This window comes from Actinomadura logoneensis (assembly GCF_003428695.1).
Lineage (GTDB): Bacteria > Actinomycetota > Actinomycetes > Streptosporangiales > Streptosporangiaceae > Spirillospora > Spirillospora logoneensis.
On the sequence record NZ_QURH01000257.1, the window covers coordinates 1 to 21,652 of the forward strand.

The following is a 21,652-nucleotide window of genomic DNA, read 5'->3' on the forward strand; positions in this document are numbered from 1 at the left end:
CCGCGGGCCGCGCCGGCGACGTGCGCCGCCGCGACGGCCACCGCCACCGCGCCCGCCACACCCTCCGGATGGACATGGGTGACCTCGGCGGACATCTCGGCCTCCCGGGCGGCGCGGTCCGGGTCGCCGGCGAAGTACGCGCCGAGCGGGGCGACCCGCATCGCCGCGCCGTTGCCGAACGAGCCCTTGCCGCCGAACGAGTCGCAGGCCGCGACGCGCCAGTCGTGGCCGGACCGGACACGGGCGAGCAGTTCGGCCGCGCCCGCGCCGTACCCGCGGCCGGGGTCCATGCGCTCGGCGAAGCGGGCGGCGAGGTCGTCCTGCTCGATCCGGTCGTGCCGGGCGAGGACGTCGACGATCGTGCAGGCCATCTCGGTGTCGTCCGTCCAGGCCCAGGGGGCGGGCGGCAGGTCGCGTTCGGCCGCCTCGGCCGCGCGGCCCCGGCCGTGCCCGCCCGGGCCCGCGGCACCGCCCGAGCCCGTGACATCGCCCGAGCCCGTGACATCGCCCGAGCCCGTGACATCGCCCGATCCCGCGACAGCGCCGGAGCCCGTGACTCCGGCGGGATCGGGGGTATCGGGTCCGGAGACGCCGGGATCGGAGCGCACACCGGAGGCTCCGCCGGGGAGACCGCCGGAAGCGAGGAACCGGTCGCCGAACGCGTCGCCGACCGAGAGGCCGTCCAGGGAGGCGAGGGCGCGGGTGAGAGGTGCCATGCGAGCTCCATCCGGGCGTGGGTCCTGCCGTGGGCGCGGGGCCTGCACCGGCTCCCGCCCTGCCGCGGGGCAGGTGAGGGTAACCGCATGGTGACCGTAACGCGAGATTCGGGCGCAGTGGGCAATTTTACCTTCGGGCCATGTTTACTTACGGGAGCGTAGGTTACGGTGACGTAGGTAAGAGCCCCGCGAAGAAGGAAGAAGTGGTGAGGTATGACTACAGCCCCCGTCGTCGACGCGACCGAGCGTCGTAAGGCACAACCGGAGTTCGACGCCGAGCCCCAGGGCACCGCCGAGAAAGTGCTGGTCGCGGTGTTCACCGGCGTCCCGTTCCTGGCGCTCTTCGCCGCCGTGCCGATGCTGTGGGGCACCTTCATCGGCTGGACGGACGTCGTCCTGACCGCGGTCTTCTACGTGCTCTCCGCGGGCGGGATCACCGTCGGCTACCACCGTTACTTCACGCACGGGTCGTTCCGCGCCAACCGCGGGCTGAAGATCTTCCTGGCGGTGGCGGGCAGCCTCGCCATGGAGGGCCCGGTCATCACCTGGGTCGCCGACCACCGGCGGCACCACAAGCACTCCGACATGGAGCTCGACCCGCACTCGCCGTGGCGCTTCGGCTCGGACTGGAAGGCCCTGACCAAGGGACTCGCCTGGGCCCACTACGGCTGGCTGTTCGACGGCAACCGCACCAACAAGCGCCGCTACACCCCCGACCTGCTCAAGGACCGCGACATCGCGACCCTGCACCGCTGGTTCCCGGGTCTGGTCGCGGTCACGCTGATCCTGCCGGGCATCCTCGGCGGGCTCATCACGATGTCCTGGATGGGCGCCCTCACGGCGTTCTTCTGGGCCGGCCTCGTCCGCGTCACCCTCGTCCACCACGTGACCTGGTCGATCAACTCGATCTGCCACACCTTCGGCGCCGAGCACTTCGAGGCGCGCGACAAGTCCCGCAACGTGTGGTGGCTGGCCATCCCGTCGCTGGGCGAGTCCTGGCACAACCTGCACCACTCCGACCCGACCTGCGCGCGGCACGGCGTCCTCAAGGGCCAGATCGACATCAGCGCCCGGATCATCTGGGCGTTCGAGAAGCTGGGCTGGGCGACCAACGTCCGCTGGCCGAACGCCGAGCGCCTCGCCGCCAAGCGCCTGACCGGGCAGGTCGGCGCCGAAACCGCCGCTGCCGCCGCCCCGGGCGGCGAGAAGGCCGCGTGACCGTCACAATTGACGACGTGACTGAACCCGCCCCAAGGTCGCGCAGGAAGCGCATGACCGGCAAGGAACGACGCGAACAGCTGCTCACCATCGGCCGGACGCTGTTCGCCGAGCGGGGGCTGGACGGCACCTCGGTGGAGGAGATCGCCAGTGCGGCGGGCGTCTCCAAACCGGTGGTGTACGAGCACTTCGGCGGCAAGGAGGGCCTCTACGCGGTCGTCGTGGACCGCGAGTTCGAGCGGCTGCTCTCCCTGGTGACCGAGGCCCTGAACTCGGCGGTGCACTACCGGTCCAAGCTGGAGAAGGCGGCCCTCGGGCTGCTGGCCTACATCGAGGAGAACCCCGACGGCTTCCGCATCCTGGTGCGGGACTCCCACGGCGGCACCGGCACCGGCTCCTACGCGAGCCTGCTGAGCGAGATCGCCGGCGAGGTCGAGCACATCCTCGCCCAGGAGTTCAAGCGGCACGGCTACGACGACAAGGCGGCGCCCATGTACGCGCAGTCGCTCGTCGGGATGGTCGCGCTGACCGGCCAGTGGTGGCTGGACGTGCGCAAGCCCGGCCGCGAGGAGGTCGCCGCCCACATCGTCAACCTCGCCTGGAACGGCCTGTCCGGTCTGGAACCCCGCCCGAACGTCGATCCGAAGCGGCGCCGCAAGGAGCTGGAGCGGATGGAGAAGCAGCGGGAGAAGGCCCAGGCCAAGGCCGAGAAGGCGGAGGCGAAGGCCGCCGCGAGGACCGAGAAGGCCCAGCGCAGGGCCCAGCGGGAGGACGGCCCCGAGGACGAGGGCCTGCTGCCGGCGGACGAGACCGTCCGCGACACCACCGAGATCGCCACGTTCTAGGCGCACGGTCCGCGCGCCGAGATCCGCACTGCCTAGGTCCGCACTGCCGAGTGAAGGGCGGCTCCCGCATCACGCGGGAGCCGCCCTTCACCGTCTCTTCGCCGTCTCTTCACCGTCTCTTCGCCGTCCCCACGCCGTTCCCGGGTCAGGCGGGCTGCAGGAACTCCAGCCGGTTGCCCGCCGGGTCGGCCGCGTAGAAGCGCCGGTAACCGGGGAACAGGCCGTCCGGGACGATCTCGTGGCCGGCGGCGCGCAGCCGTTCCGCCAGGGCGTCGAGGTCCTCCACGAGGAAGGCGGGATGGGCCTTCTTCGGCGGACGGAACTCCGGGTCGATCCCCACGTGCAGTTCGAGGCCCGGCCCGCGGAACCAGGCGCCGCCGCGCTTGGCCAGCTCCTCCGGCTTCGGGACCTCGGTGAAGCCCAGCAGCCCGGAGTAGAAGGCGCGCATGGCGTCCTCGGTGCCGGCGGGCGCCGCGATCTGGACATGGTGGTAACCCTTGATGGTCAAGGGCCTCTCCTAAGAAGGTATGGGATGCCGTCCGCCGCACGGGGTGACGCACCGCAGGGGAACGGAACCGATCTCCCCGTCCGGCGGACGGCATCCTGCTCTAGGGGGCGGCGTGCTTCCGCGCGACGACGAAGACGCGCCGGAAGGGGAACACCGTTCCGTAGGGGGTCGGCGGGTACGCCTCGCGCAGGCGCTCCCGGTACACGCCGACGAACTCGTCCGCGTCGGACGGGCTCAGCGCGGTCAGGACGGGCCGGAGCGCCGTCCCCTTCACCCACTCCAGCACCGGGTCGTGGCCCTGGAGCACCTGCGCGTAGGTGGTCTCCCAGGCGTCCACCCGGCAGCCGAGCCGGGCGAGGGCGTCCAGGTAGCCGGTCGGTGAGAGGACGGGGTCGCGCCGGACGACCCCGCCGAGCCGGTCGCGCCAGCGCGGCGACTCGCACAGCTCGCGCAGGATCGTGTGGCTCGGCCCGTCGAAGTTGCCGGGCACCTGGAAGGCGAGCACGCCGTCGGGGGTGAGCGCGTCCAGCCAGCGCGGGAACAGCTCGACGTGGCCGGGGACCCACTGCAGCACGGCGTTGGCGACGATCAGGTCGACCGGACGCTCGGGACGCCAGTCGGTGACGTCCCAGACGCCGAACCGGAGCCGTCCGGGGATCTCGTGGGCGCGGGCGGCCTGGACCATCTCGAGCGAGCTGTCGAAGCCGTCGATCTCGGCGTCCGGCCAGCGCGCCGCCAGGGTCGCGGTCAGCTCGCCCGAGCCGCAGCCGAGGTCGACCACGCGGCGGGGGCCCGGCAGCGCGGCGCGGGCGACCAGTTCGAAGAAGGGACGGCCGCGCTCGTCGCCGAAGACCCCGTACTGCTCGGGGTCCCAGACGGCCACGGGCGGGCGCTGCGTTTCTCTCGACATCAAGATTGATGATGCCCGGCCGCTATCTTGATGTCAAGAAAGTCTTCTCGATATCAAGACAGGTAGGGTGAGCCCATGCACGACGAGGTCGATCGGCTCGTCGAGGCGTGGCGCACCGAGCGCCCGGACCTCGACGTCTCCCCGCTGCTGGTCCTGAGCCGGGTCTCCCGCCTCGCCCGCCACCTGGACCGGGCCCGCCGCGCCGTGTTCGCCGAACAGGACCTGGAGTCCTGGGAGTTCGACGTCCTCACCGCGCTGCGCCGGGCGGGCGCCCCCTACGAGCTGTCCCCGGGCCGGCTGCTGCGCGCCACCCTGGTCACCTCGGGCACGATGACCAACCGCATCGACCGGCTGACGGCCGCCGGGCTGGTCGAGCGGCACCCCGACCCGGCCGACAAGCGCGGCGTCCTCGTGCGCCTCACCGACGCGGGCCGCACCCGCGTCGACGCCGCCTTCGCCGCCCTGCTGGAGCGCGAGCACGCCTTCCTCGACGCGCTCGGCCCGGCCGACCGGGAAACCCTCGGCGGCCTCCTGCGCACCCTGCTCGTCCCCTTCGACACCGACCAGGAGTGAGCCGCCGCCCTCAGGACGGCGGCTCGGGGTCGGGTCTGACGAGTTTCGGGAAGGTCCAGGGCGCTCGGACGCGTCCGTGCGGGTCAGGTCAGTCGACGTCCTCGGCGAGCATGAGCCATTCCTCCTCGACCTCCGCCGCCTCCGCCTGCAGCGCCTTGAGCTCGGTGTCGAGCTCCTGAAGCCTGGCGTAGTCGGTGGCGTGCGCCGCGAGCTGCTCGTGCAGGGCCGCCTGCTGCTTGGCCAGCTTGTCGAGGCGGCGCTCCAGCCGGTCGAGCTCCTTGCGGGCCTTCCAGTCCTGGCCGCTGCTCTTCGGCTTGGCGGCCGGCTGCGCGGTGGACTGCGCGGCACGGACGGCCTCGGCGGTCCGCGTCGTGGCCTGGCCGGACGCGCGGCGCTCGAGGTACTCGTCGATGCCGCCGGGCAGGAACGAGACCTTGCCGTCGCCGAGCAGCGCGACCACGCGGTCGGTCACGCGCTCCAGGAAGTACCGGTCGTGGCTGACGACGACGAGGGTGCCGGGCCAGCCGTCCAGGATGTCCTCGAGCTCGGTGAGGGTCTCGATGTCCAGGTCGTTGGTCGGCTCGTCCAGCAGCAGGACGTTGGGCTCGCCCATCAGCAGCCGCAGGACCTGCAGGCGGCGGCGCTCGCCGCCGGACAGGTCGCCGACCGGCGTCCACTGCCGGTCGCTGCGGAAGCCGAGGCGTTCCAGGAGCTGGGACGCCGTCCACTCGCGCTTGCCGACGGTGATCCGGCGCTTGATCTCCTCGACCGACTCCAGCACGCGGCGGGACGGGTCGAGCTCGTCCAGGTTCTGCGACAGGTGCGCCAGCTGGACGGTCTTGCCGCGCACCACCCTGCCGGACGCGGGCTCGACGTCGCCGTCCAGCAGCCGCAGCAGGGTCGACTTGCCGCTGCCGTTCACACCGACCAGGCCGAGCCGGTCGCCGGGGCCGAGCTGCCAGGTCACCCGCTCGAAGATGTCGTTGCCGCCGACGTTGACCGTCACGTCCTCCAGGTCGAAGACGGTCTTGCCCAGCCGCGCCGTCGCGAACCTGGTCAGCTCGACGGTGTCGCGGAGCGGCGGCTCGTCGGCGATCAGCGCCTGCGCCGCGTCCACCCGGAACTTGGGCTTGGACGTGCGCGCCTGCGGGCCGCGGCGCAGCCAGGCGAGCTCCTTGCGCAGCAGGTTCTGCCGCTTGGCCTCGGTCGCGGCGGCGATCCGGGAGCGCTCGGCCTTGGCCAGCACGAACGCCGAGTAGCCGCCCTCGTACCGCTCGACCTTGCCGTCCACGACCTCCCACGTGCGGTCGGTCACCTCGTCCAGGAACCAGCGGTCGTGTGTGACGACCAGCAGCGCGACCCGGCGGGACTTCAGGTGCCGGGCGAGCCAGTCGATCGCCTCGATGTCCAGGTGGTTGGTCGGCTCGTCCAGGACGAGCAGGTCCGACTCGGGCACCAGCAGCCGGGCGAGCGCCACCCGGCGGCGCTCGCCGCCGGACATCCCGGCGATCGGCGCGTCGAGCGGCAGGTCCGACAGCAGGCCGGAGAGGATCTCCCGGACCCGGGTGTCGCCCGCCCACTCGTGCTCGGCCCGGTCGCCCAGCACGACCGAGCGGACGGTCGCGCCCTCCGCGAACTCGTCGCGCTGGGTCAGGTAGCCCATGCGGAGCCCGCGGGTGTGGGTGACGCGGCCGTCGTCCGGCTCCAGGAGCCGGGCGAGGATCGCGACCAGGGTGGACTTGCCGCCCCCGTTGCGTCCGACGACGCCGATGCGGTCGCCCTCGTCCAGGCCCAGGGACACCCCGCTCAGCGGCGGCGACGGTCCGTACGACTTGCTGATGTTCTCAACATTGATCAGATTCACGACGTCCTCAGACTACCGTCGCGCCGGGGACGGGACCGTGCGCGCGCACGACCTGCCGCGCCACGCCCTCCTGCGCGAGCGCCGCGGCGAGGTCTGCCGCGTGCCCGGCCGAGCCCGCGAGGAACGCGGTGGTCGGGCCGGACCCCGACACCAGCGCGCCCAGGGCGCCGAGCTCGCGGCCCGCGTCCAGGGTGCGGCGCAGCGAGGGGCGCAGCATCAGCGCGGCGGGCTGGAGGTCGTTGGCCAGCGCCGCGCCGAGCGCGCGGGCGTCCCCGCCGGCCAGCGACTTCATCAGCTCCTCCGACGCCCGCGGCCAGGGCGCGGCCTCCCCGCCCGCCTCGCGCAGCCGGTCGCACTCGGCGTAGACAGCCGGGGTGGACAACCCGCCGTCGGCGGTCGCGAACACCCAGTGGAAGGTCCCGGACGTCTCGACCGGTGTGAGCCGTTCCCCCCGGCCGAGCCCGACCGCGGTACCGCCGAGCAGCGCGAACGGGACGTCACTGCCGATCTCGGCGGCCAGCTCCGGCAGCCCGGCGGCGTCCGGGTCGGCGTCCCACAGGCGGGCGCAGGCGAGCAGCGCGGCGGCGGCGTCGGCACTGCCGCCGGCCATGCCGCCCGCGACCGGGATCGCCTTGCGGATGCGCAGCTCCACGTCCGGCTCGACACCGAGGCGCCCGGCCAGCAGCCGGGCGGCGCGCAGCGCGAGGTTGCCGCCGTCCACCGGGACGTCCTGGATCGCGACCTGCGCGTCCGGGGCGGCCTCGACGGTCACCCGGGGCTCCCGCGCGGGGACGGCCGTCACCTCGTCGAACAGCGACACGGCGTGGAACACGTTGACCAGGTCGTGGTAGCCGTCATCGCGGAGGGGCCCGACGCCGAGCTGGAGATTGACCTTCGCGGGAACGCGCACCGTCACTGAAGTCACGCCTACCGAGCGTACGGTAAACCGACCCCCCACCAAGCCCCCAGCCCCTCCCGGGCCGCTGGTTCGAGCGGCCCGGGGTGGGCGTGGACACGGGTTCGGCGTCTGGGCTCGCGGGTCAGGAGCCGGGGGTGACGGGGAGGTTGCGGGGGTTGAAGAACGGGGTGGTGGCCAGTTCGCGCAGTGCGGAGATCGCCCGCTGGTCACCGGAGACCGAGAACCGGTGCGACTGGTCGCGCGGCTCGGCGGCGTCCTCGTCGGAGTTGTAGTAGGCCACGGCCTTCACCTGCGGGTGCTCCTGCAGGTACTGGCTGGCCTTGCGCAGCCACTCGGCCCGCCGCGAGCCGTAGGACGCCGGGACGCCGAACTCGCCGATCATGACCGGCCGCGGGTGGTCCTGCGCCCACTCCAGGAACCTGCGGGCCGCCTCGGACAGGTCGCGGTAGTCGTAGTCCGCGCCCGGGTAGACGTCCGCGCAGACCCAGTCGACCTCGTCGTCGCCGGGGTAGAACCGGTCCGCGGCGTCGGGGAAGGCGCGCGCCGACGGGCACCAGACCCACGCGACGTTGTCCACCTTCTCCTCGGTGAACACCAGCCGCAGGTGCTTCCACGCGGCGACGTAGTCCACCGCGTCATGGATCTTGGACGAGGCGCCGAACCGGTCCATGTCCGGCTGCCAGCGCAGGAACACCGGCTTGCCGGTGGCCTTCAGCGCCCGGGCGCGCTGCCGGACCATGTCGTCGAACCGGCCCGCCACGATCTGCTTGGTGTCCCCCGCCGACCAGCTCAGCAGCAGGTACCGGTCGCCGGTGAGGACGGCCTTGTCGGCGGCGTCCGGGAACTCGGCCTTCCAGCCGTGGTAGCTCTGCGCGATGTCCAGCCTGCGGCCGAGCCGCCGCTCGAAACCCTCCAGCGCGGTCATCGACGCCGGGGCCGAGGACGACTCGTCCTGCTGGGCCGGCGACGCCGAACCCGTCGGCCGCGGGGCGCCGCTGGGCAGCGCGGTCCGCTCGTCCGGGGAGACCCAGGCGCCGAAGTACGCGCCCCGCTGCGGCGGGGTCGGGGCGACGCCCTGCTTGACCGTGGTGGTGATGCGCGGTGTGGCGCGCGCGCCGTCCGAGCACCCGGCCGCCGCCAGCGCGAGCGCCGCGGCGACCGCCGCCCCCGTCAGGACGCGGTCACGTGCCCGCACCGCCCGGTAGGCCCCCGTCACCCGCGCGCTCAGCATGGTCCTCCGCCTCTTCCGGTCCCGCCGGCCGCCCCTGGCCGTGGATCTCGCCCACAGGACGATACTGGGCGATGCGGGCGAACGCGGCCACGTCGAGCTGCTCGCCCCGGCTCTTCGGATCGACTCCGGCGGCGCGCAGGGCCTCCTCGGCGGCGGCGGCCGAGCCCGCCCAGCCCGCCAGCGCGGCCCGCAGCGTCTTGCGGCGCTGCGCGAACGCCGCGTCCACCACGGCGAACACCTCCGCGCGCGAGGCGGTGGTCGGCGGCGGATCGGCGCGGGTGAAGGCGACCAGACCCGAGTCCACGTTCGGGACGGGCCAGAAGACGGCGCGGCCCACGGGCCCGGCACGGCGCGCGTCCCCGTACCAGGCGAGCTTCACCGACGGCACGCCGTAGATCTTGGAGCCGGGCCCGGCGGTCATCCGGTCGGCGACCTCCGCCTGCACCATGACCAGCGCCCGGCGCAGCGACGGCAGCCGCTCCAGCAGGCTCAGGACGACCGGGACGGCCACGTTGTAGGGCAGGTTCGCGACCAGCGCGGTCGGCTCCGGACCCGGCAGTTCTGTGATCTTCAACGCGTCCGCGTGGACGACCTCCAGCCGGTCCGCCAGCTCCGGCTCGCGCGCGCCGACCGTGATCGGCAGCGCCCGGGCGAGGGCGGCGTCGATCTCGACCGCCACCACCCGCCGGACCTGCGGCAGCAGCGCCAGCGTCAGCGAGCCGAGGCCCGGCCCGACCTCGAGCGCCACGTCGTCCGGCGCCAGCTCGGCCGCCCGGACGATCCGCCGGACGGTGTTGGCGTCGATGACGAAGTTCTGCCCGAGCGTCTTGGTCGGGCGGATGCCGAGCGCCCCGGCCAGTTCGCGGATCTCGGCCGGGCCGAGAAGTCCCTGAGAGTCCCCCACGTCCTCAAGTGTTCCAGGTGCCCGGCAGTGCTCCGGAACTCAGGAGAACAGGAAGCGCCCGCAGTTCGGCCACTGCCCCTGCCAGCGTCCGCCGACGCGCTTGTAGAGCAGCTGCGCGCGGTACGTCTGCTCGGCGGCCGGCGCGTCGCTCGGCTTGCCCGAGCCGCCCACCGACGCCCACGACGGGATCGAGAACTGGTAGAGCCCGTAGTACCCGGCCGGATTGACCGCGCGGGGGTTGCCGCCGGACTCGCACTTGGCCAGCCCGGCCCAGTTCAGCCGCGCCACGTCCCCGCCCGCGCCGCTCTCCGGCCCGACGCCCAGGATGCGCGGAACGGCCTTCTGCTTCAACCGCTGGAAGATCACGGCCTTGACCTTCTTGCCCTTCCGCTTCACCCACGCGGTCTGGACGATCCTGATCTCCGGCTTCCCCTTCCGCAGCTCCTTCTGGCTGAACGGGGGCAGCGAGGACACCTTCCGCTTCACGGTCGGCGGATCGGTCTTCACGGTCGTGGTCCGCAGCTCCGACAGCAGCCGCGTCACCTTGATCGTGTCCGCGGGCGCGGCCGACTTCACCGGCTTGACCAGGTCGTACCTGCCGAGCGTGATGTGCGCCTGGTCGAGCACCTGCTGGACGGTCTGGCCGGTCGTCATGACCTCGGTGCGGGCCGTGTCGACCATGATCACGACCTTCTTGGGCGGCGGCCCGGAGGGCGACGCGGCGTTGTCGCCGGCCGCGCCCGCCTTGCCGGACTGGGGCGCGGCCTTCGCACCCCCGCCTCCTCCCCCGCCGCACGCGGCGGCGAACAGGGCTACGGCGGCAAGGGGCACGACGAGACTCGGGTGAGGGCGCACGAGGATCTCCTCCGGGGGGCGGGACGGTCGTTCGGGGGGTCGCCGCGCCCGGACGACGTCGAGGTGCGTCCGGCACGGCCTTGGGGGGTGTCGTCCCGATGGGCGAGAACCTAGCGCCACCGCCGCCCCGGACGCCACCATCAGCCGCGAACAACCCCTTCACCATCGACGAAACCGCCGCTACCGCCACTCTCGACGCGCTGATCGTCCAGAAGGGCGGCCCGCCCCCGGCCGCCACACCCGCCTCTGGCTGAGCGCGGGCACACGCCCGGGGCGCATCCTCGTATCCGGGACGCGGCGATACCCTTCGCTCTCATCCGGCACCGGACGTCCTGAGGAGCCCCATGCGCGCGCTGCGATCACCCGCCGCGGTGATCCTCTACGTCCTCGCGCTGGCCTTCGCCGTCTGGCCGCTCACGATCGGCTACACGGTGCTGGCGGGCGAGAAGGCCGAGGCCCGCGTGCTGTCCTGCCACCGCTCGCACAGCGGCCGGACCCTCACCACGACGTGCACCGGCACGTGGACCAAGGCGGACGGCGCCTCGGGCGAGGGCGAGATCTACAACGTGGACGAGGACGACTACGGGCGCGGCATCACCGTCCGCTTCGGCCCGTTCGGGCCCTACGCCCACGGCTGGGGACGCAACATCCCGTTCACGTCCGCGGGCTTCGGCCTGGGCACGGTCGCCTGCCTGGCGATCCTGGCGCTACTCGTCCACGCCCGCCGTAAGAAGGACACGGCCACCGCCTGGCGCGCCTCCCAAGCCTCCTGACACACCCCACCCGGCCCCAGGCCAACCACGCCCCACCCGGCCCCCAGGCCGAGAGCGCGGTCGACCAGCCGAGGCAGCGCCCGTGCGGGCGGTGCCCGGGCCGGTTACCAGGGGCCGAAGACGCGTTCGCCGGTGGCGGCTATGGCGCGGCACAGGTCGTCCACGGGGACGCCCTTGTGGTCGGCCATGAAGCGCACCGTGTGCGGGATCAGGTAGGACGCGTTCGGCTTGCCGCGGTTGGGGACGGGGGTGAGGAACGGCGCGTCCGTCTCGACCAGGATCAGGTCGAGCGGGGCGACCGTGAGGGCGTCGCGGAGGGGCTGGGCGTTCTTGAAGGTGATGTTGCCCGCGAAGCTCATGACGTAGCCGCGCTCGGCGCAGACCTCGGCCATCGCGGCGTCGCCGGAGAAGCAGTGGAACACCGTGTGCTCCGGCGCGCCCTCCTCCTCCAGGATGCGGAGCACGTCGTCGTGCGCCTCGCGGTCGTGGATCACCAGGGCCTTGCCGCTGCGCTTGGCGATCTCGATGTGGGCGCGGAACGAGCGGTGCTGGTCCTCCTTGGGGGCCCAGTCGCGGTAGTAGTCGAGCCCGGTCTCGCCGATGGCGCGGACCTTCGGGTTCCGCGCCAGTGCGGCGATGTCGTCCAGGACCGCGTCGGTGACGCCCGTCGTGTCGTTGGGGTGGATCGCCACGCCCGCGTACACGTCGTCGAACTCCGCGGCGGTCTCGGCGCACAGCCGCGAGGACGGCAGGTCGACCCCGATCGTGACGATCCGGGCGATGCCCGCCGCCTTCGCGGACGCCAGCTGCTCCTCGACCGGCAGCCCGACCAGGTCGAGGTGGCAGTGGCTGTCGAAGACGTCCACCGGGAGGCGGTCGGGCAGGGGCGGGAACGGGCGGGCGGCCTGGCCGTCCCCGCTCACGCCGCCACCGCCGCGTCGCCGCCCGCCGCGCCGCTCACGCGCCCTCCAGGCGGGCCAGCTCCTCCTCGACGACCGAGTCGTCCAGCTTCTTGAACAGCGGGGTCGGCTTGGTCAGCGGCACGCCCGGGGTGATCGGGCGCGACTCCCAGACGGCCTTCTCGACGGTGTAGTCGCCGGTCAGGATCGGATAGTCGGGGCCGCCCTCCTCCGAGACGGTCTCCAGCCGCGGCTGCGCGGCCCACACGCCCTCGCCGCCGAGCATCTCGTGCACCTTCTGCGACGAGGACGGCAGGAACGGGGTGAGCAGCGACTTGGCGTCGTCGACCACCTGGAGCGCGGTGTACAGGATCGACTGGACGCGGGCCGGGTCGTCCTTCAGCTTCCAGGGGGCCTGGTCGGACAGGTAGCGGTTGGCGTCGCGGACGACGTCCAGCGCCTCGGTGATGCCGTTCTTGAACCGGGACCGGTCGAGCTCGGCGCCGACCCTGCCGAACGCCTCCCGGCTGCGCGCGAGCAGCGCCCGGTCGGTGTCGGTCAGGTCGCCCGGCTCCGGGATCGCGCCGTAGTTCTTGGCGGCCATGTTGACCGACCGGTTGACCAGATTGCCCCAGGCCGCGACCAGCTCGTCGTTGTTGCGGCGGACGAACCCCGACCAGGTGAAGTCGGTGTCGTTGTTCTCCGGCCCGGCGACCGCGATGTAGTACCGCAGCGCGTCGACGTCGTACCGCTCGAGGAAGTCCTTCACGTAGATGACGACCTGGCGGGACGAGGAGAACTTGCGGCCCTCCATCGTCAGGAACTCCGACGACACGACCTCGGTCGGGACGTTCAGCGCGCCGAGCGAGCCGGCCGTGCCGCCCTTGTCGCCCTGGCCGTTGTAGCCCATCAGCATCGCCGGCCAGATCTCGGCGTGGAAGACGATGTTGTCCTTGCCCATGAAGTAGTAGGACAGGGCGTCCGGGTCCTGCCACCAGGCGCGCCACGCCTCGGGGTCGCCGGAGCGGCGGGCCCACTCGACCGAGGCCGAGAAGTAGCCGACGACGGCGTCGAACCAGACGTACAGCTTCTTGGCCGGGTTCTCGCTCCAGCCGTCCAGCGGGATCGGCACGCCCCAGTCGAGGTCGCGGGAGATCGCGCGCGGCTGCAGGTCGTCGAGCAGGTTGAGGGCGAACTTCAGCACGTTCGGCCGCCAGTGGCCCTGCTTGCCCTTCAGGTACCGGCCGAGGACCTCGGTGAACGCCGGGAGGTCGAGCATGAAGTGCTCGGTCTCGACGAACTTCGGGGTCTCGCCGTTGATCCGCGACACCGGGTTGATCAGGTCGATCGGGTCGAGCTGGTTGCCGCAGTTGTCGCACTGGTCGCCGCGCGCGCCGTCGTAGCCGCAGATCGGGCAGGTGCCCTCGATGTAGCGGTCCGGCAGGGTGCGGCCGGTGGACGGCGAGATCGCGCCCATCGTGGTCTTGGGGAAGATGTACCCGTTGTCGTACAGGCCCTTGAAGATCTCCTGGACGACCGCGTAGTGGTTGCGCGTGGTCGTCCGGGTGAACAGGTCGTAGCTCATGCCGAGGCCGCGCAGGTCCTCGGCGATGGCGAGGTTGTAGCGGTCGGCGAGCTCGCGGGCGCTCACGCCCTCCTTGTCGGCCTGGACCTGGATGGGCGTGCCGTGCTCGTCGGTGCCGCTCACCATGAGGACCTGGTTGCCCGCCATCCGCTGGTAGCGGCTGAACATGTCGGCGGGCAGCGCGAAACCGGAGACGTGCCCGAGGTGGCGGGGCCCGTTGGCGTACGGCCAGGCGGGCGCGGTGAGGATGTGTCGGCTCGACGAGGACATGGTTCCAGGGTAGAGGGCTCGCCCCTCCCGTCCGAACGGGTATCGCGCCTGTGGACGACCGGATCCGAACGCGCGGCCACGGGCACGGGGACGGTTGCTGAAAGATCACTGACCGTTCGGGGCCGCCGCGGGCCCGGGCGAGGCGGGCCGGATACCCTGCTGAACCGGGCGATGACGTGCGCGGACGTGGGGAGCGGGAGCGGTTTTGATTGACGCGGAAACGGCCCGCGCGGCCGTCTCTGACACCTCGGCCGGCGGGTCCGGAGCGGGCGTGCGGCGCCGGCTCCGGCGGCACCGGCTCGCGCTGGGCCTGACCGCCCTGGTCGCCGCCTGCGGGGTGGGGCTCCAGTACGTCCTGATGGTGCCGCCGCTGTACTTCGACCCGTACTACGTGTGGCTCGCCGCCCGCGACTGGCCGCACATCCCGCTGGAGCAGTGGCCGTTCTCCGAGGTCCCGCACCAGGTGACGCGGGTGGGGCTGGTGCTGCTCCCGCACCAGGTGACGCGGGTGGGGCTGGTGCTGCCCGCCCGGCTCGCGCAGGAGGTCCTCGGTCCCGGCCAGGCCGCCTACTTCACCGTCACCGCGCTCGGCGTGGCGCTGTTCTTCACCGGCTGCTTCCTGGCCGTCCGGTCGCTGTTCGGGAACCTGGCGGGCCTGGCGTCCGTGCTGGTCATCCTGGTGAACCCGCTGTTCACGATGACCAACCCGTTCGGCCACGAGCTCGGCTGGTCCACCGGCGTGATGCTGCCGGACATGCCCGGCGCGGGGCTCTTCTCCCTCGGGATGGCGGCGCTGGTCACCGCGTCCCGCCGGTCCGGACGCGGCCGGACCCGCTGGCTCCTGGCCGCCGGGACCTGCTACGGCCTGGCGTTCCTCAGCCGCGAGTTCGTGGCGTTCATGTTCGTGGCCATCCCGGTCTTCCTCGTCCTGCTGCGGATCCCGTGGCGGCGCAACGTCACGGTCGGGATCCCGATGGCCGCGATCTTCGTGGCCGACCTCGTCCACAACCAGCTGGTCTGGGGCAATCCGCTCGCCGGGCTGATCTCGGCCGCCGAGCACGGCGGCCTGTCGCGCGACCACGTGACCCGTGGACTGGCCGCCGAGTCGTTCCTGCGCGCCTTCCACGACTGGAGCCCGCTCGGCTCGGTGTTCATCGCGGCGGTCGCGCTCGCCGTCGCCGGCTGGCTGGTCACGCGGGACCGGCGGCTGCTGCTCGCCCTGGTCTGGTTCCTGGCGCTGGCCGTCCCGATCACGCTGCTGTCCGGGGTGCTCGACCCGAAGTCGATCTCCCTGCGCGCCTGGCTGCCCCGCTACTGGGACGCCGTGCTCCCCGCGATCCTGGGCGGCGGCTTCGGCGCGGTCGCGCTGCTCTGGCGGCGCGTTTCGGACCGTTCCAGGAACCGCCTCCGGACGCCCGCCGCCCTGGCCGCCACCGTCCTGGCCGCCGGCTACGTGGTCATGTGCGTCCGGGCCGTCCCCGACCTGCCGCGCGACACCGCCTGGAACGAGCTGCGGACGTGGCTGCGCGGCCGGAACGACATCACGACGATCTACTCCGACCGGCGGCTCGCGCAGACGCTCACCTTCTACACCCGCGACCCGTGGGGCAGGACGACCTGGAACGGGCGGATCGAGTCCTGGCCGCACGACCACTACAGCCTGCCGGTCGAGGCGTTCAGCGCGCCCGTCCTGTGGACGCGCTGGCGGGGTCAGGAGTCGCAGATCCTCGGCGGCTGGTCGCCCACGGCGGAGAAGGGCTGGCGGCGGCTCTGGCGCTCGTCGGACGGTCTGCTCCAGATCTGGGACCACCCGTCCACGCTCGGCCGGACCCCGCCCGTCACCACCCCGCCGGAACGCTCCGACCTGCACTGAGCCGCCCGGCGGCGGCCTGTCGGGACGGCCGGTCGCGGCGCCAGGCCACCCAGCTGCCCTCGTAGCTGACCCGCGTCGCCACGATGTGCCAGCCCGCGGGCGGATCGCCCTGCCGCCACGACAGTTCGGGCGCGTTGACGCCGCTCCAGTTCAGGACGACCAGGTCGGCCCGCCTCGTCGGCGGCGCCTGCCGGTTCCCGTCGAACTCCTCGGTGCGCCGCCACCACACGTCGTAGATCATCGGCAGCCGGAGCTTCCACGGCACCTGCCAGTCCACGGCGACCCGCTCGCGCGGCCGGGCGACGCCCTCCAGCCGGGCGACCGGGGAGAACTGGCGGACGAGCGGGCGGGAGATCTCGGCCGTGGCCGTCCCGGTCATGCCGAGCTGGACGGCGGCCAGCGTGCCGGCCAGCACGATCATGGCCTTCCGGCCGCGCAGCGCCCACACCGCCAGCACGGCGAGCCCGAGCAGCACCAGCCCCGCGACCGTCGCCCGCCACAGGTGGAACCGCTGCCAGTCCTGGGTCAGGAAGGACGCTTCGGGGAAGTCGAACGGCGTGAAGACGTACCTGGTCAGGCGGTCGCCCGCGTACCAGCGGACGGCCGCCCCGGACGCGCCCGCGAACACGGCCGTCGCCCCGGCGGCGAACGCCACCGTCCGCCGGGACGCCCGGACGAGGACGGTGATCCCGGCCGAGACCAGCAGCGGCGCGAAGCAGGCCAGGTAGCGCCCGTACACGTAGTTCCCGACGCGGATCTCGTCCGGCAGCGCCGCCGAGGTGGCGACCGCGATCCCCGCGACGGACCCCAGGACGGCCAGCGCCAGCGCCCGCACCCGGGGATCGGTCCCGCGCCGGAACGCCAGGGAACCGCAGCCGAGCAGTCCCAGCCCCGCGAGCCCGCCCGTCCCGACGACCAGGTACCAGAGCTGCCCGACGGCCAGCGAGAACGTCCAGCCGAGCCCGTCGGGACTGGTCAGCCGCCGGCGCAGGTTGCCGCTGAGGTCGTTGTCGCCCATCGGGTAGAGGACGTCGAAGATGTGGGCGTTCAGCATCCCCCCGGCGAGGAAGAGCGCCCCCAGGGCCGCCGCCGCGAGCGCCGTCTGCCAGAGCGGACGCCACCGCCGCACGGCCGCGACCAGAAGCAGGACGGCGTGGACGGCGATGACCACCACGCCACGTGAGTGCGCCGTACAGGCGTACCCGGCGAGCAGCGACGCCCCCACCGCGGCGGCGGCCTGGATCCGCGGGTTCCCCCCGGTCAGCCACGTGTGGGCGAGCAGCAGCCAGCCCAGCACCACCACCGGCAGGACGGCGTCGGTCAGCACGAACTCGCTGTAGAACACGGTGGCGGGCAGCAGCGCGACGACGTTCGCGAACAGGAAGGCGCGTCCGCGGGTGAGGCCGAAGCGGCGGAGCAGCACGTGCGCCAGCGGCAGCACCAGCGCCCCGAGCAGCGCGTTGACGACCAGGCAGAGCCGGTAGACCGTCTCCGGGTCGCGCACGAGTGCGAACACCGGCGTCAGCAGCACCGGGTACCCGCCCCGGTAGACCGTCCCGTAGGACATGTCGGCGGCCGGGCCGCCGGTGAGGATCCGCGCCGCGAACAGGTATCCGGTCTCGTCGGGCGTCGCGACCGGCATCGTCTGGCCGGACGCGAACCCCACCCGGAGCGCCACCTGGACGACCCACCCGGCCGCCAGCAGCAGGGCCCAGCGCCGCCATCCGGCGGGATGCCCGGCGGCGGGGCCGGCCCCGGACGTCCTCGACGCCTCCGGCCACTCGGCCTGCCTGGTGCCTCCGGTCGCCGGGACGGGGTCGGTCAGCATGGGACCCGCGGCCGGGCGCGGACGGTCGCAGAAGGTTGATCCATTGCCCTCTCAGGCTGCCACAACACCGCGAATGGGACGTCTTCGCCCAGGAAACACTCAGCAACTTCTCGGCATGAGCGACGTCCGGCCATCCACCGGACATTCGCCCGCCGCCTTCCGGTGGCCGCGCGGCCACTCTGGAGGTACCGGCGTCCCGGAGAGCGGACGGACCGCCTCGGAACGAGGACGAGCCCCGAGCGGTGGGCTCGGGGCTCGTCCGGGGGTGAGATCGCGCGGCGTCGAGAGGGCCGTGCGCGGTCGTGCGGCGCGGTTCGGCGGTGTGCGGTCGGCTCGGACCGAAGCCGCTAGGAGTCCGCCTTCTTCTCTGCGGACGCGGTCTCGCCGTCGGCCTCAGCACTGACGGAGGCCTTCTCTGCGACCTCGTCCGCTCGCTCACCAGAGCCGGCCTCGGCATCGGTGGCGGTGGTGGAGGCGGTGGCGGAGGCGTCGGTGGCGTCGGCCTTGCGCTCGGCGGCGACCTTCTCCACGGCGGCGTCCACCAGGCCCGCGGCCTCGTCGGCGGCGTCCACCAGCGGCGGGTGCTGGCGGCGGCGGATGCCGAGGATGGAGACGAACATCGCACCGAAGATCGTCTGGAAGCTCATCACCAGGGCGGTCGCGGACGGCACGACGATGCGCAGCGAGTGCCGCGGGTCGAGCTCGCCGAAGTTGTTGACCCGCCAGTGCATGACGGAGGCGACCAGGCCGGCCAGGCCGCCGACGGCCAGCAGGCCGCCGATCACCAGGCCCTTCTCCATGCTCAGCCAGGAGGTCAGCTTGCGCACCCGGGTGTCGGTCGGCAGGAAGCCCTCCTGCGCCGCGTACACCTTGGTGAGGATGGCGAAGATCACCGCCTGGAAGCCGATCACCATCGCCGCGCCCGCGCCGACGAGGGTGTCGACGTCGAACGCGATGTCGCCGATCCGGACGGGACCGAACGACAGGGCGACCCCGGCGACCAGGCCGAGCGTCATGAACACCAGGCCCGGGATCAGGAACAGCCAGCGCGGGCTGTAGAGCATGAGGAAGCGCAGGTGCCGCCAGCCGTCCCGCCAGGTGTTCAGGTGCGGCGGGCGGGACCGGCCGTCCTTGGAGAGCGTGGTCGGGCGCTCGCGGATGTCCAGCTTGGCGAGCGTGGCCTTCACGACCATCTCGCTCGCGAACTCCATGCCGCCGGTCTGCAGGGCGAGGCGCAGGATCGACTCCCGGTTGAAGGCGCGCAGCCCGCAGTGGAAGTCGCCGATCTTGCTGCCGAAGAACAGCCGGCCGACGAAGCTCAGCACCGGGTTGCCCAGGTAGCGGTGCAGCGGCGGCATCGCGCCTTCGGCGATCCCGCCCTGGAACCGGTTGCCCATCACCAGGTCGGCGCCGTCGCGCAGGTCGTCCAGGAACGGGCCGAGGGTCGCGAAGTCATAGGAGTCGTCCGCGTCGCCCATGGCCACGTACTTGCCGCGCGCGGCGCGGATGCCGCCCATCAGCGCGTTGCCGTAGCCCTTGTCGGCCACCGGGACCACGCGGGCGCCGGCCTCGCGGGCGATCTGCTGGCTGCCGTCGGTGCTGCCGTTGTCCGCGATGACGACCTCGCCATCGATGCCCTGCTCGTCGAAGAACGCCAGCGTCTTGCGGATGCAGGTCTCGAGCGTTTCTGCCTCGTTCAGACATGGCATCACTACGGAGAGTTCCACGCGATCTCCTTCATTACCCCTGGTGACCGTCTGCGGTACTTTCAACTACTCTCGACCTGTTCCGCGGATCGGCCCGTCATAGTTCATGATGCCCACCGGAGACGGATGATGCGGGCCGCAAGGTTCAAGAGCGCCCGTATCGTGTTGCCTGTTCGCAACTCGAAGGCCCTCTCCGCCGCGGCCGCCGGCGGCACTCTGGGGGCACAAGCATACGGGCACCTCGGCCCGGGAGGGGTGGGGCCGCTGTGACGCAGGCGGGAGAACGGGGATCCGCCGGGTCGGGCCCGGGAGCGAAGGCAGGAGGCGCCGCGATGGCGAAACCGCCGGTGGACGGGGCGCCGGGGGGTTCGGGGACGGCGGACGGGGCCGCCGGGGACGCGCCTGCGGCCGGCACCGCTCCGGACGTCACCGAGACCGACATCCAGGCGGTGATCGACGCCGCCGAGAAGGAGACCGCGAACGCGGGCGCGCCGGCCGGTGACCAGCACGCCTCCCTCGGTGACCGGCTGCGCGGAGTCGTGTCCTTTATCCGCGCGTGGGTTCGCCGAAACCCGTTCTTCACTGTGATCCTGGTCACTGGCGCTCTGCTGCGCGGTGTCGCGATGGTCGGCTACCGGCCCGCGATGTTCTTCAACGACAGCTTCGACTACCTGCACGTCGCGATGGGCGTCTACCCGCACCAGCTACGGCCGGACGGCTACTCCTTCTTCCTGTGGATCCTCAAGCCGTTCCACAGCTTCGCCCTCGTCGCCGGCATCCAGCACCTCATGGGCCTCGGCATGGGCGCGATGGTCTACGCGCTGCTGCGGCACCGGTTCTCCCTGCCCGGCTGGGGCGCCGCACTGGCCGCCGCGCCCGTCCTGCTGGACGGCTACCAGATCCAGCTCGAGCATCTGGTGCTGTCGGACGTCCAGTTCACCTTCCTGACCATGGCCGCGGTGACCCTGCTGCTCTGGCGGGACCGTCCGTCCTGGCGTGTCGCGGCGGTGATCGGGCTGGTCATCGGCGTGTCGTGGCTGACCCGCTCGGTCGGCCTGCCGGTGCTGCTCGGCGTGCTCGGCTACATGGTCGTCCGGTGGATGAACTGGCGCGTGCTGGCCGCGACCGTCGTCGGCTGCGCGCTGCCGGTCGTGGCGTACATGTCCTGGTACCAGGTCGAGGAGGGCAAGTTCGCGATCACCGAGAGCAACGGGTTCTTCCTGTACGCCCGGGTGTACAAGTTCGCCGACTGCCACAAGATCAAGAACCTGCCGGTGGAGGAGATGATCCTCTGCACGGAGAAGAACGGCACCCGCCTGCCGAACTCCCAGGACGGCATCTGGAACGCGGCATCCCCCCTCAACCGCTACACCGGCACCCGCTGGGACCCGGAGAAGAACCGCCTCGGCAACGACTACGCCAAGCGCGTGATCATGGCCCAGCCGGACGACTACGCGCGCACCGTCGCGCACGACTTCTTCCGGGTGTTCGACTGGAACCGGACGGTCTTCCCCGACAAGGCCACCTACGCCCAGTACGAGTTCGGCACCAGGGCCCGCGCGCTGCCGACCTGGCCGATGGGCCGGGGCGCCACCGCCGCCGAGGAGGCCGACGCCTACGAGCACGGCTCGGCGAGCACCCGCCTGACCCACCCGTTCGCCGACGCGATCCGCGTCTACCAGGACCACGTCTACCTGCGCGGCACGCTCCTGGGCGTCCTGCTGCTGGTGGGGCTCGGCGGCATGGTCCCGCTCTGGCGCCGCTTCGGCGGCCCGGCGCTGCTCCCCTGGGTCCTGGGGATCGGCCTGCTGCTGGCCCCGGCGGCGACGGCCGAGTTCGACTACCGCTATGTCCTGCCCGCCGTCCCCCTCGCCTGCCTCGCCGCGGGCATGGCCTTCACACCTGAGGCCCGAGCGAAGTACGCCCGCCTGATCCCCCGCCGCAAAAAGACCGCCGAACCGACCGCGGCCTGATTTTGGGCGTCGCCCTGTTCGGTCACGCAAATTAATGTGAACGAAAAAATAACCCGGCGATAACCTGAGCGAGAAAACCCGCATCAGCATCGACCGGCGCCGGCGAGGAACTACAAGTCGGAGAACCCCGCAACAACATCAACCGGCGCGAGTGCGCTACCAACCGTGCGGGGGGCGACGCCGAAGGCGCGCCCCCCGCACG

Annotated in this window: 18 protein-coding genes; 6 read left to right on the forward strand and 12 right to left on the reverse strand. The window is 72.4% G+C overall.

The genetic code is table 11. From position 1 onward, the window contains the following. A partial coding sequence (locus DZF91_RS15205) for an ADP-ribosylglycohydrolase family protein (RefSeq protein ID WP_199486649.1) occupies positions 1-716 on the reverse strand: 716 nt, incomplete at its 3' end. 213 nt (positions 717-929) lie between these two features. Here DZF91_RS15205 and DZF91_RS15210 point away from each other — a divergent pair. Together DZF91_RS15210 and DZF91_RS15215 are read left to right on the forward strand one after the other, a co-directional pair. Continuing rightward, positions 930-1,934: an acyl-CoA desaturase gene (locus tag DZF91_RS15210; protein WP_117358128.1), complete on the forward strand. Its 1,005-nt coding sequence runs from the start codon at positions 930-932 to the stop codon at positions 1,932-1,934. A 53-nt stretch (positions 1,935-1,987) separates the two neighbouring features. Further along, a complete protein-coding gene (locus DZF91_RS15215) occupies positions 1,988-2,779 on the forward strand; it encodes a TetR/AcrR family transcriptional regulator (protein ID WP_199486650.1) in 792 nt (263 codons plus the stop codon). 145 nt (positions 2,780-2,924) lie between these two features. On the opposite strand, the gene DZF91_RS15220 is transcribed toward DZF91_RS15215, so the two are convergent. Together DZF91_RS15220 and DZF91_RS15225 are read right to left on the reverse strand one after the other, a co-directional pair. Then, complete coding sequence (locus DZF91_RS15220) at positions 2,925-3,287, reverse strand: VOC family protein (RefSeq protein ID WP_235834308.1); 363 nt, start codon at positions 3,285-3,287, stop codon at positions 2,925-2,927. Between the two features lie 100 nt (positions 3,288-3,387). Then, positions 3,388-4,197, reverse strand: a complete 810-nt coding sequence (locus tag DZF91_RS15225; RefSeq protein WP_117358129.1) for a trans-aconitate 2-methyltransferase — start codon at positions 4,195-4,197, stop codon at positions 3,388-3,390. A gap of 75 nt (positions 4,198-4,272) precedes the next feature. Here DZF91_RS15225 and DZF91_RS15230 point away from each other — a divergent pair, with 75 nt between their 5' ends. After that, the gene (locus DZF91_RS15230) at positions 4,273-4,770 is read left to right on the forward strand and encodes a MarR family winged helix-turn-helix transcriptional regulator (protein WP_117358130.1); all 498 of its coding nucleotides are present in this window, start codon (positions 4,273-4,275) and stop codon (positions 4,768-4,770) included. Between the two features lie 88 nt (positions 4,771-4,858). On the opposite strand, the gene DZF91_RS15235 is transcribed toward DZF91_RS15230, so the two are convergent. The 5 genes from DZF91_RS15235 to DZF91_RS42680 form a co-directional block, all read right to left on the reverse strand. After that, complete coding sequence (locus DZF91_RS15235) at positions 4,859-6,634, reverse strand: ABC-F family ATP-binding cassette domain-containing protein (RefSeq protein ID WP_117358131.1); 1,776 nt, start codon at positions 6,632-6,634, stop codon at positions 4,859-4,861. A 7-nt stretch (positions 6,635-6,641) separates the two neighbouring features. Beyond that, positions 6,642-7,550 carry a 4-(cytidine 5'-diphospho)-2-C-methyl-D-erythritol kinase gene (locus tag DZF91_RS15240; protein WP_117358132.1) on the reverse strand — a complete coding sequence of 303 codons (909 nt, stop codon included), beginning with the start codon at positions 7,548-7,550 and terminating at the stop codon, positions 6,642-6,644. A 124-nt stretch (positions 7,551-7,674) separates the two neighbouring features. After that, positions 7,675-8,784: a glycoside hydrolase family 26 protein gene (locus DZF91_RS15245; RefSeq protein ID WP_117358133.1), complete on the reverse strand. Its 1,110-nt coding sequence runs from the start codon at positions 8,782-8,784 to the stop codon at positions 7,675-7,677. Continuing rightward, the gene (gene rsmA / locus DZF91_RS15250; protein ID WP_117358134.1) at positions 8,735-9,688 is read right to left on the reverse strand and encodes a 16S rRNA (adenine(1518)-N(6)/adenine(1519)-N(6))-dimethyltransferase RsmA; all 954 of its coding nucleotides are present in this window, start codon (positions 9,686-9,688) and stop codon (positions 8,735-8,737) included. Before rsmA ends, DZF91_RS15245 begins: the two co-directional genes overlap by 50 nt. Positions 9,689-9,727: 39 nt before the next feature. Beyond that, complete coding sequence (locus DZF91_RS42680) at positions 9,728-10,543, reverse strand: transglycosylase family protein (RefSeq protein ID WP_328589175.1); 816 nt, start codon at positions 10,541-10,543, stop codon at positions 9,728-9,730. A gap of 344 nt (positions 10,544-10,887) precedes the next feature. On the opposite strand from DZF91_RS42680, the gene DZF91_RS15260 reads away from it, so the two are divergent. After that, positions 10,888-11,316 (forward strand): hypothetical protein, encoded by a 429-nt coding sequence (locus DZF91_RS15260; protein ID WP_117358136.1) that lies wholly within the window; start codon positions 10,888-10,890, stop codon positions 11,314-11,316. 104 nt (positions 11,317-11,420) lie between these two features. Here the strand turns inward: DZF91_RS15260 and DZF91_RS15265 are convergent, their stop codons facing one another. Continuing rightward, positions 11,421-12,239, reverse strand: coding sequence for a TatD family hydrolase (locus DZF91_RS15265; RefSeq protein WP_117358137.1), 819 nt, complete (start codon positions 12,237-12,239; stop codon positions 11,421-11,423). A gap of 34 nt (positions 12,240-12,273) precedes the next feature. Continuing rightward, positions 12,274-14,070, reverse strand: coding sequence for a methionine--tRNA ligase (gene metG / locus DZF91_RS15270; RefSeq protein ID WP_117358138.1), 1,797 nt, complete (start codon positions 14,068-14,070; stop codon positions 12,274-12,276). Between the two features lie 271 nt (positions 14,071-14,341). On the opposite strand from metG, the gene DZF91_RS15275 reads away from it, so the two are divergent. Beyond that, complete coding sequence (locus DZF91_RS15275; RefSeq protein ID WP_235834309.1) at positions 14,342-15,943, forward strand: ArnT family glycosyltransferase; 1,602 nt, start codon at positions 14,342-14,344, stop codon at positions 15,941-15,943. On the opposite strand, the gene DZF91_RS15280 is transcribed toward DZF91_RS15275, so the two are convergent. Together DZF91_RS15280 and DZF91_RS15285 are read right to left on the reverse strand one after the other, a co-directional pair. Then, the gene (locus DZF91_RS15280; protein ID WP_117358139.1) at positions 15,909-17,771 is read right to left on the reverse strand and encodes a hypothetical protein; all 1,863 of its coding nucleotides are present in this window, start codon (positions 17,769-17,771) and stop codon (positions 15,909-15,911) included. The two genes, DZF91_RS15275 and DZF91_RS15280, sit on opposite strands and share 35 nt — an antisense overlap. Before the next feature lie 347 nt (positions 17,772-18,118). Beyond that, positions 18,119-19,498 carry a glycosyltransferase family 2 protein gene (locus tag DZF91_RS15285; protein WP_235834310.1) on the reverse strand — a complete coding sequence of 460 codons (1,380 nt, stop codon included), beginning with the start codon at positions 19,496-19,498 and terminating at the stop codon, positions 18,119-18,121. A gap of 311 nt (positions 19,499-19,809) precedes the next feature. On the opposite strand from DZF91_RS15285, the gene DZF91_RS15290 reads away from it, so the two are divergent. Beyond that, positions 19,810-21,450: a hypothetical protein gene (locus tag DZF91_RS15290; protein WP_199486651.1), complete on the forward strand. Its 1,641-nt coding sequence runs from the start codon at positions 19,810-19,812 to the stop codon at positions 21,448-21,450. Positions 21,451-21,652: the final 202 nt, after the last annotated feature.

Coding starts and splice junctions, on each gene's coding strand:
- DZF91_RS15210 (WP_117358128.1), top strand. CDS start 930: ATGACTACAGCCCCCGTCGTCGACGCGACCGAGCGTCGTAAGGCACAA.
- DZF91_RS15215 (WP_199486650.1), top strand. CDS start 1,988: ATGACCGGCAAGGAACGACGCGAACAGCTGCTCACCATCGGCCGGACG.
- DZF91_RS15225 (WP_117358129.1), bottom strand. CDS start 4,197: ATGTCGAGAGAAACGCAGCGCCCGCCCGTGGCCGTCTGGGACCCCGAG.
- DZF91_RS15230 (WP_117358130.1), top strand. CDS start 4,273: ATGCACGACGAGGTCGATCGGCTCGTCGAGGCGTGGCGCACCGAGCGC.
- DZF91_RS15245 (WP_117358133.1), bottom strand. CDS start 8,784: ATGCTGAGCGCGCGGGTGACGGGGGCCTACCGGGCGGTGCGGGCACGT.
- DZF91_RS15260 (WP_117358136.1), top strand. CDS start 10,888: ATGCGCGCGCTGCGATCACCCGCCGCGGTGATCCTCTACGTCCTCGCG.
- metG (WP_117358138.1), bottom strand. CDS start 14,070: ATGTCCTCGTCGAGCCGACACATCCTCACCGCGCCCGCCTGGCCGTAC.
- DZF91_RS15280 (WP_117358139.1), bottom strand. CDS start 17,771: ATGCTGACCGACCCCGTCCCGGCGACCGGAGGCACCAGGCAGGCCGAG.
- DZF91_RS15290 (WP_199486651.1), top strand. CDS start 19,810: ATGGCGAAACCGCCGGTGGACGGGGCGCCGGGGGGTTCGGGGACGGCG.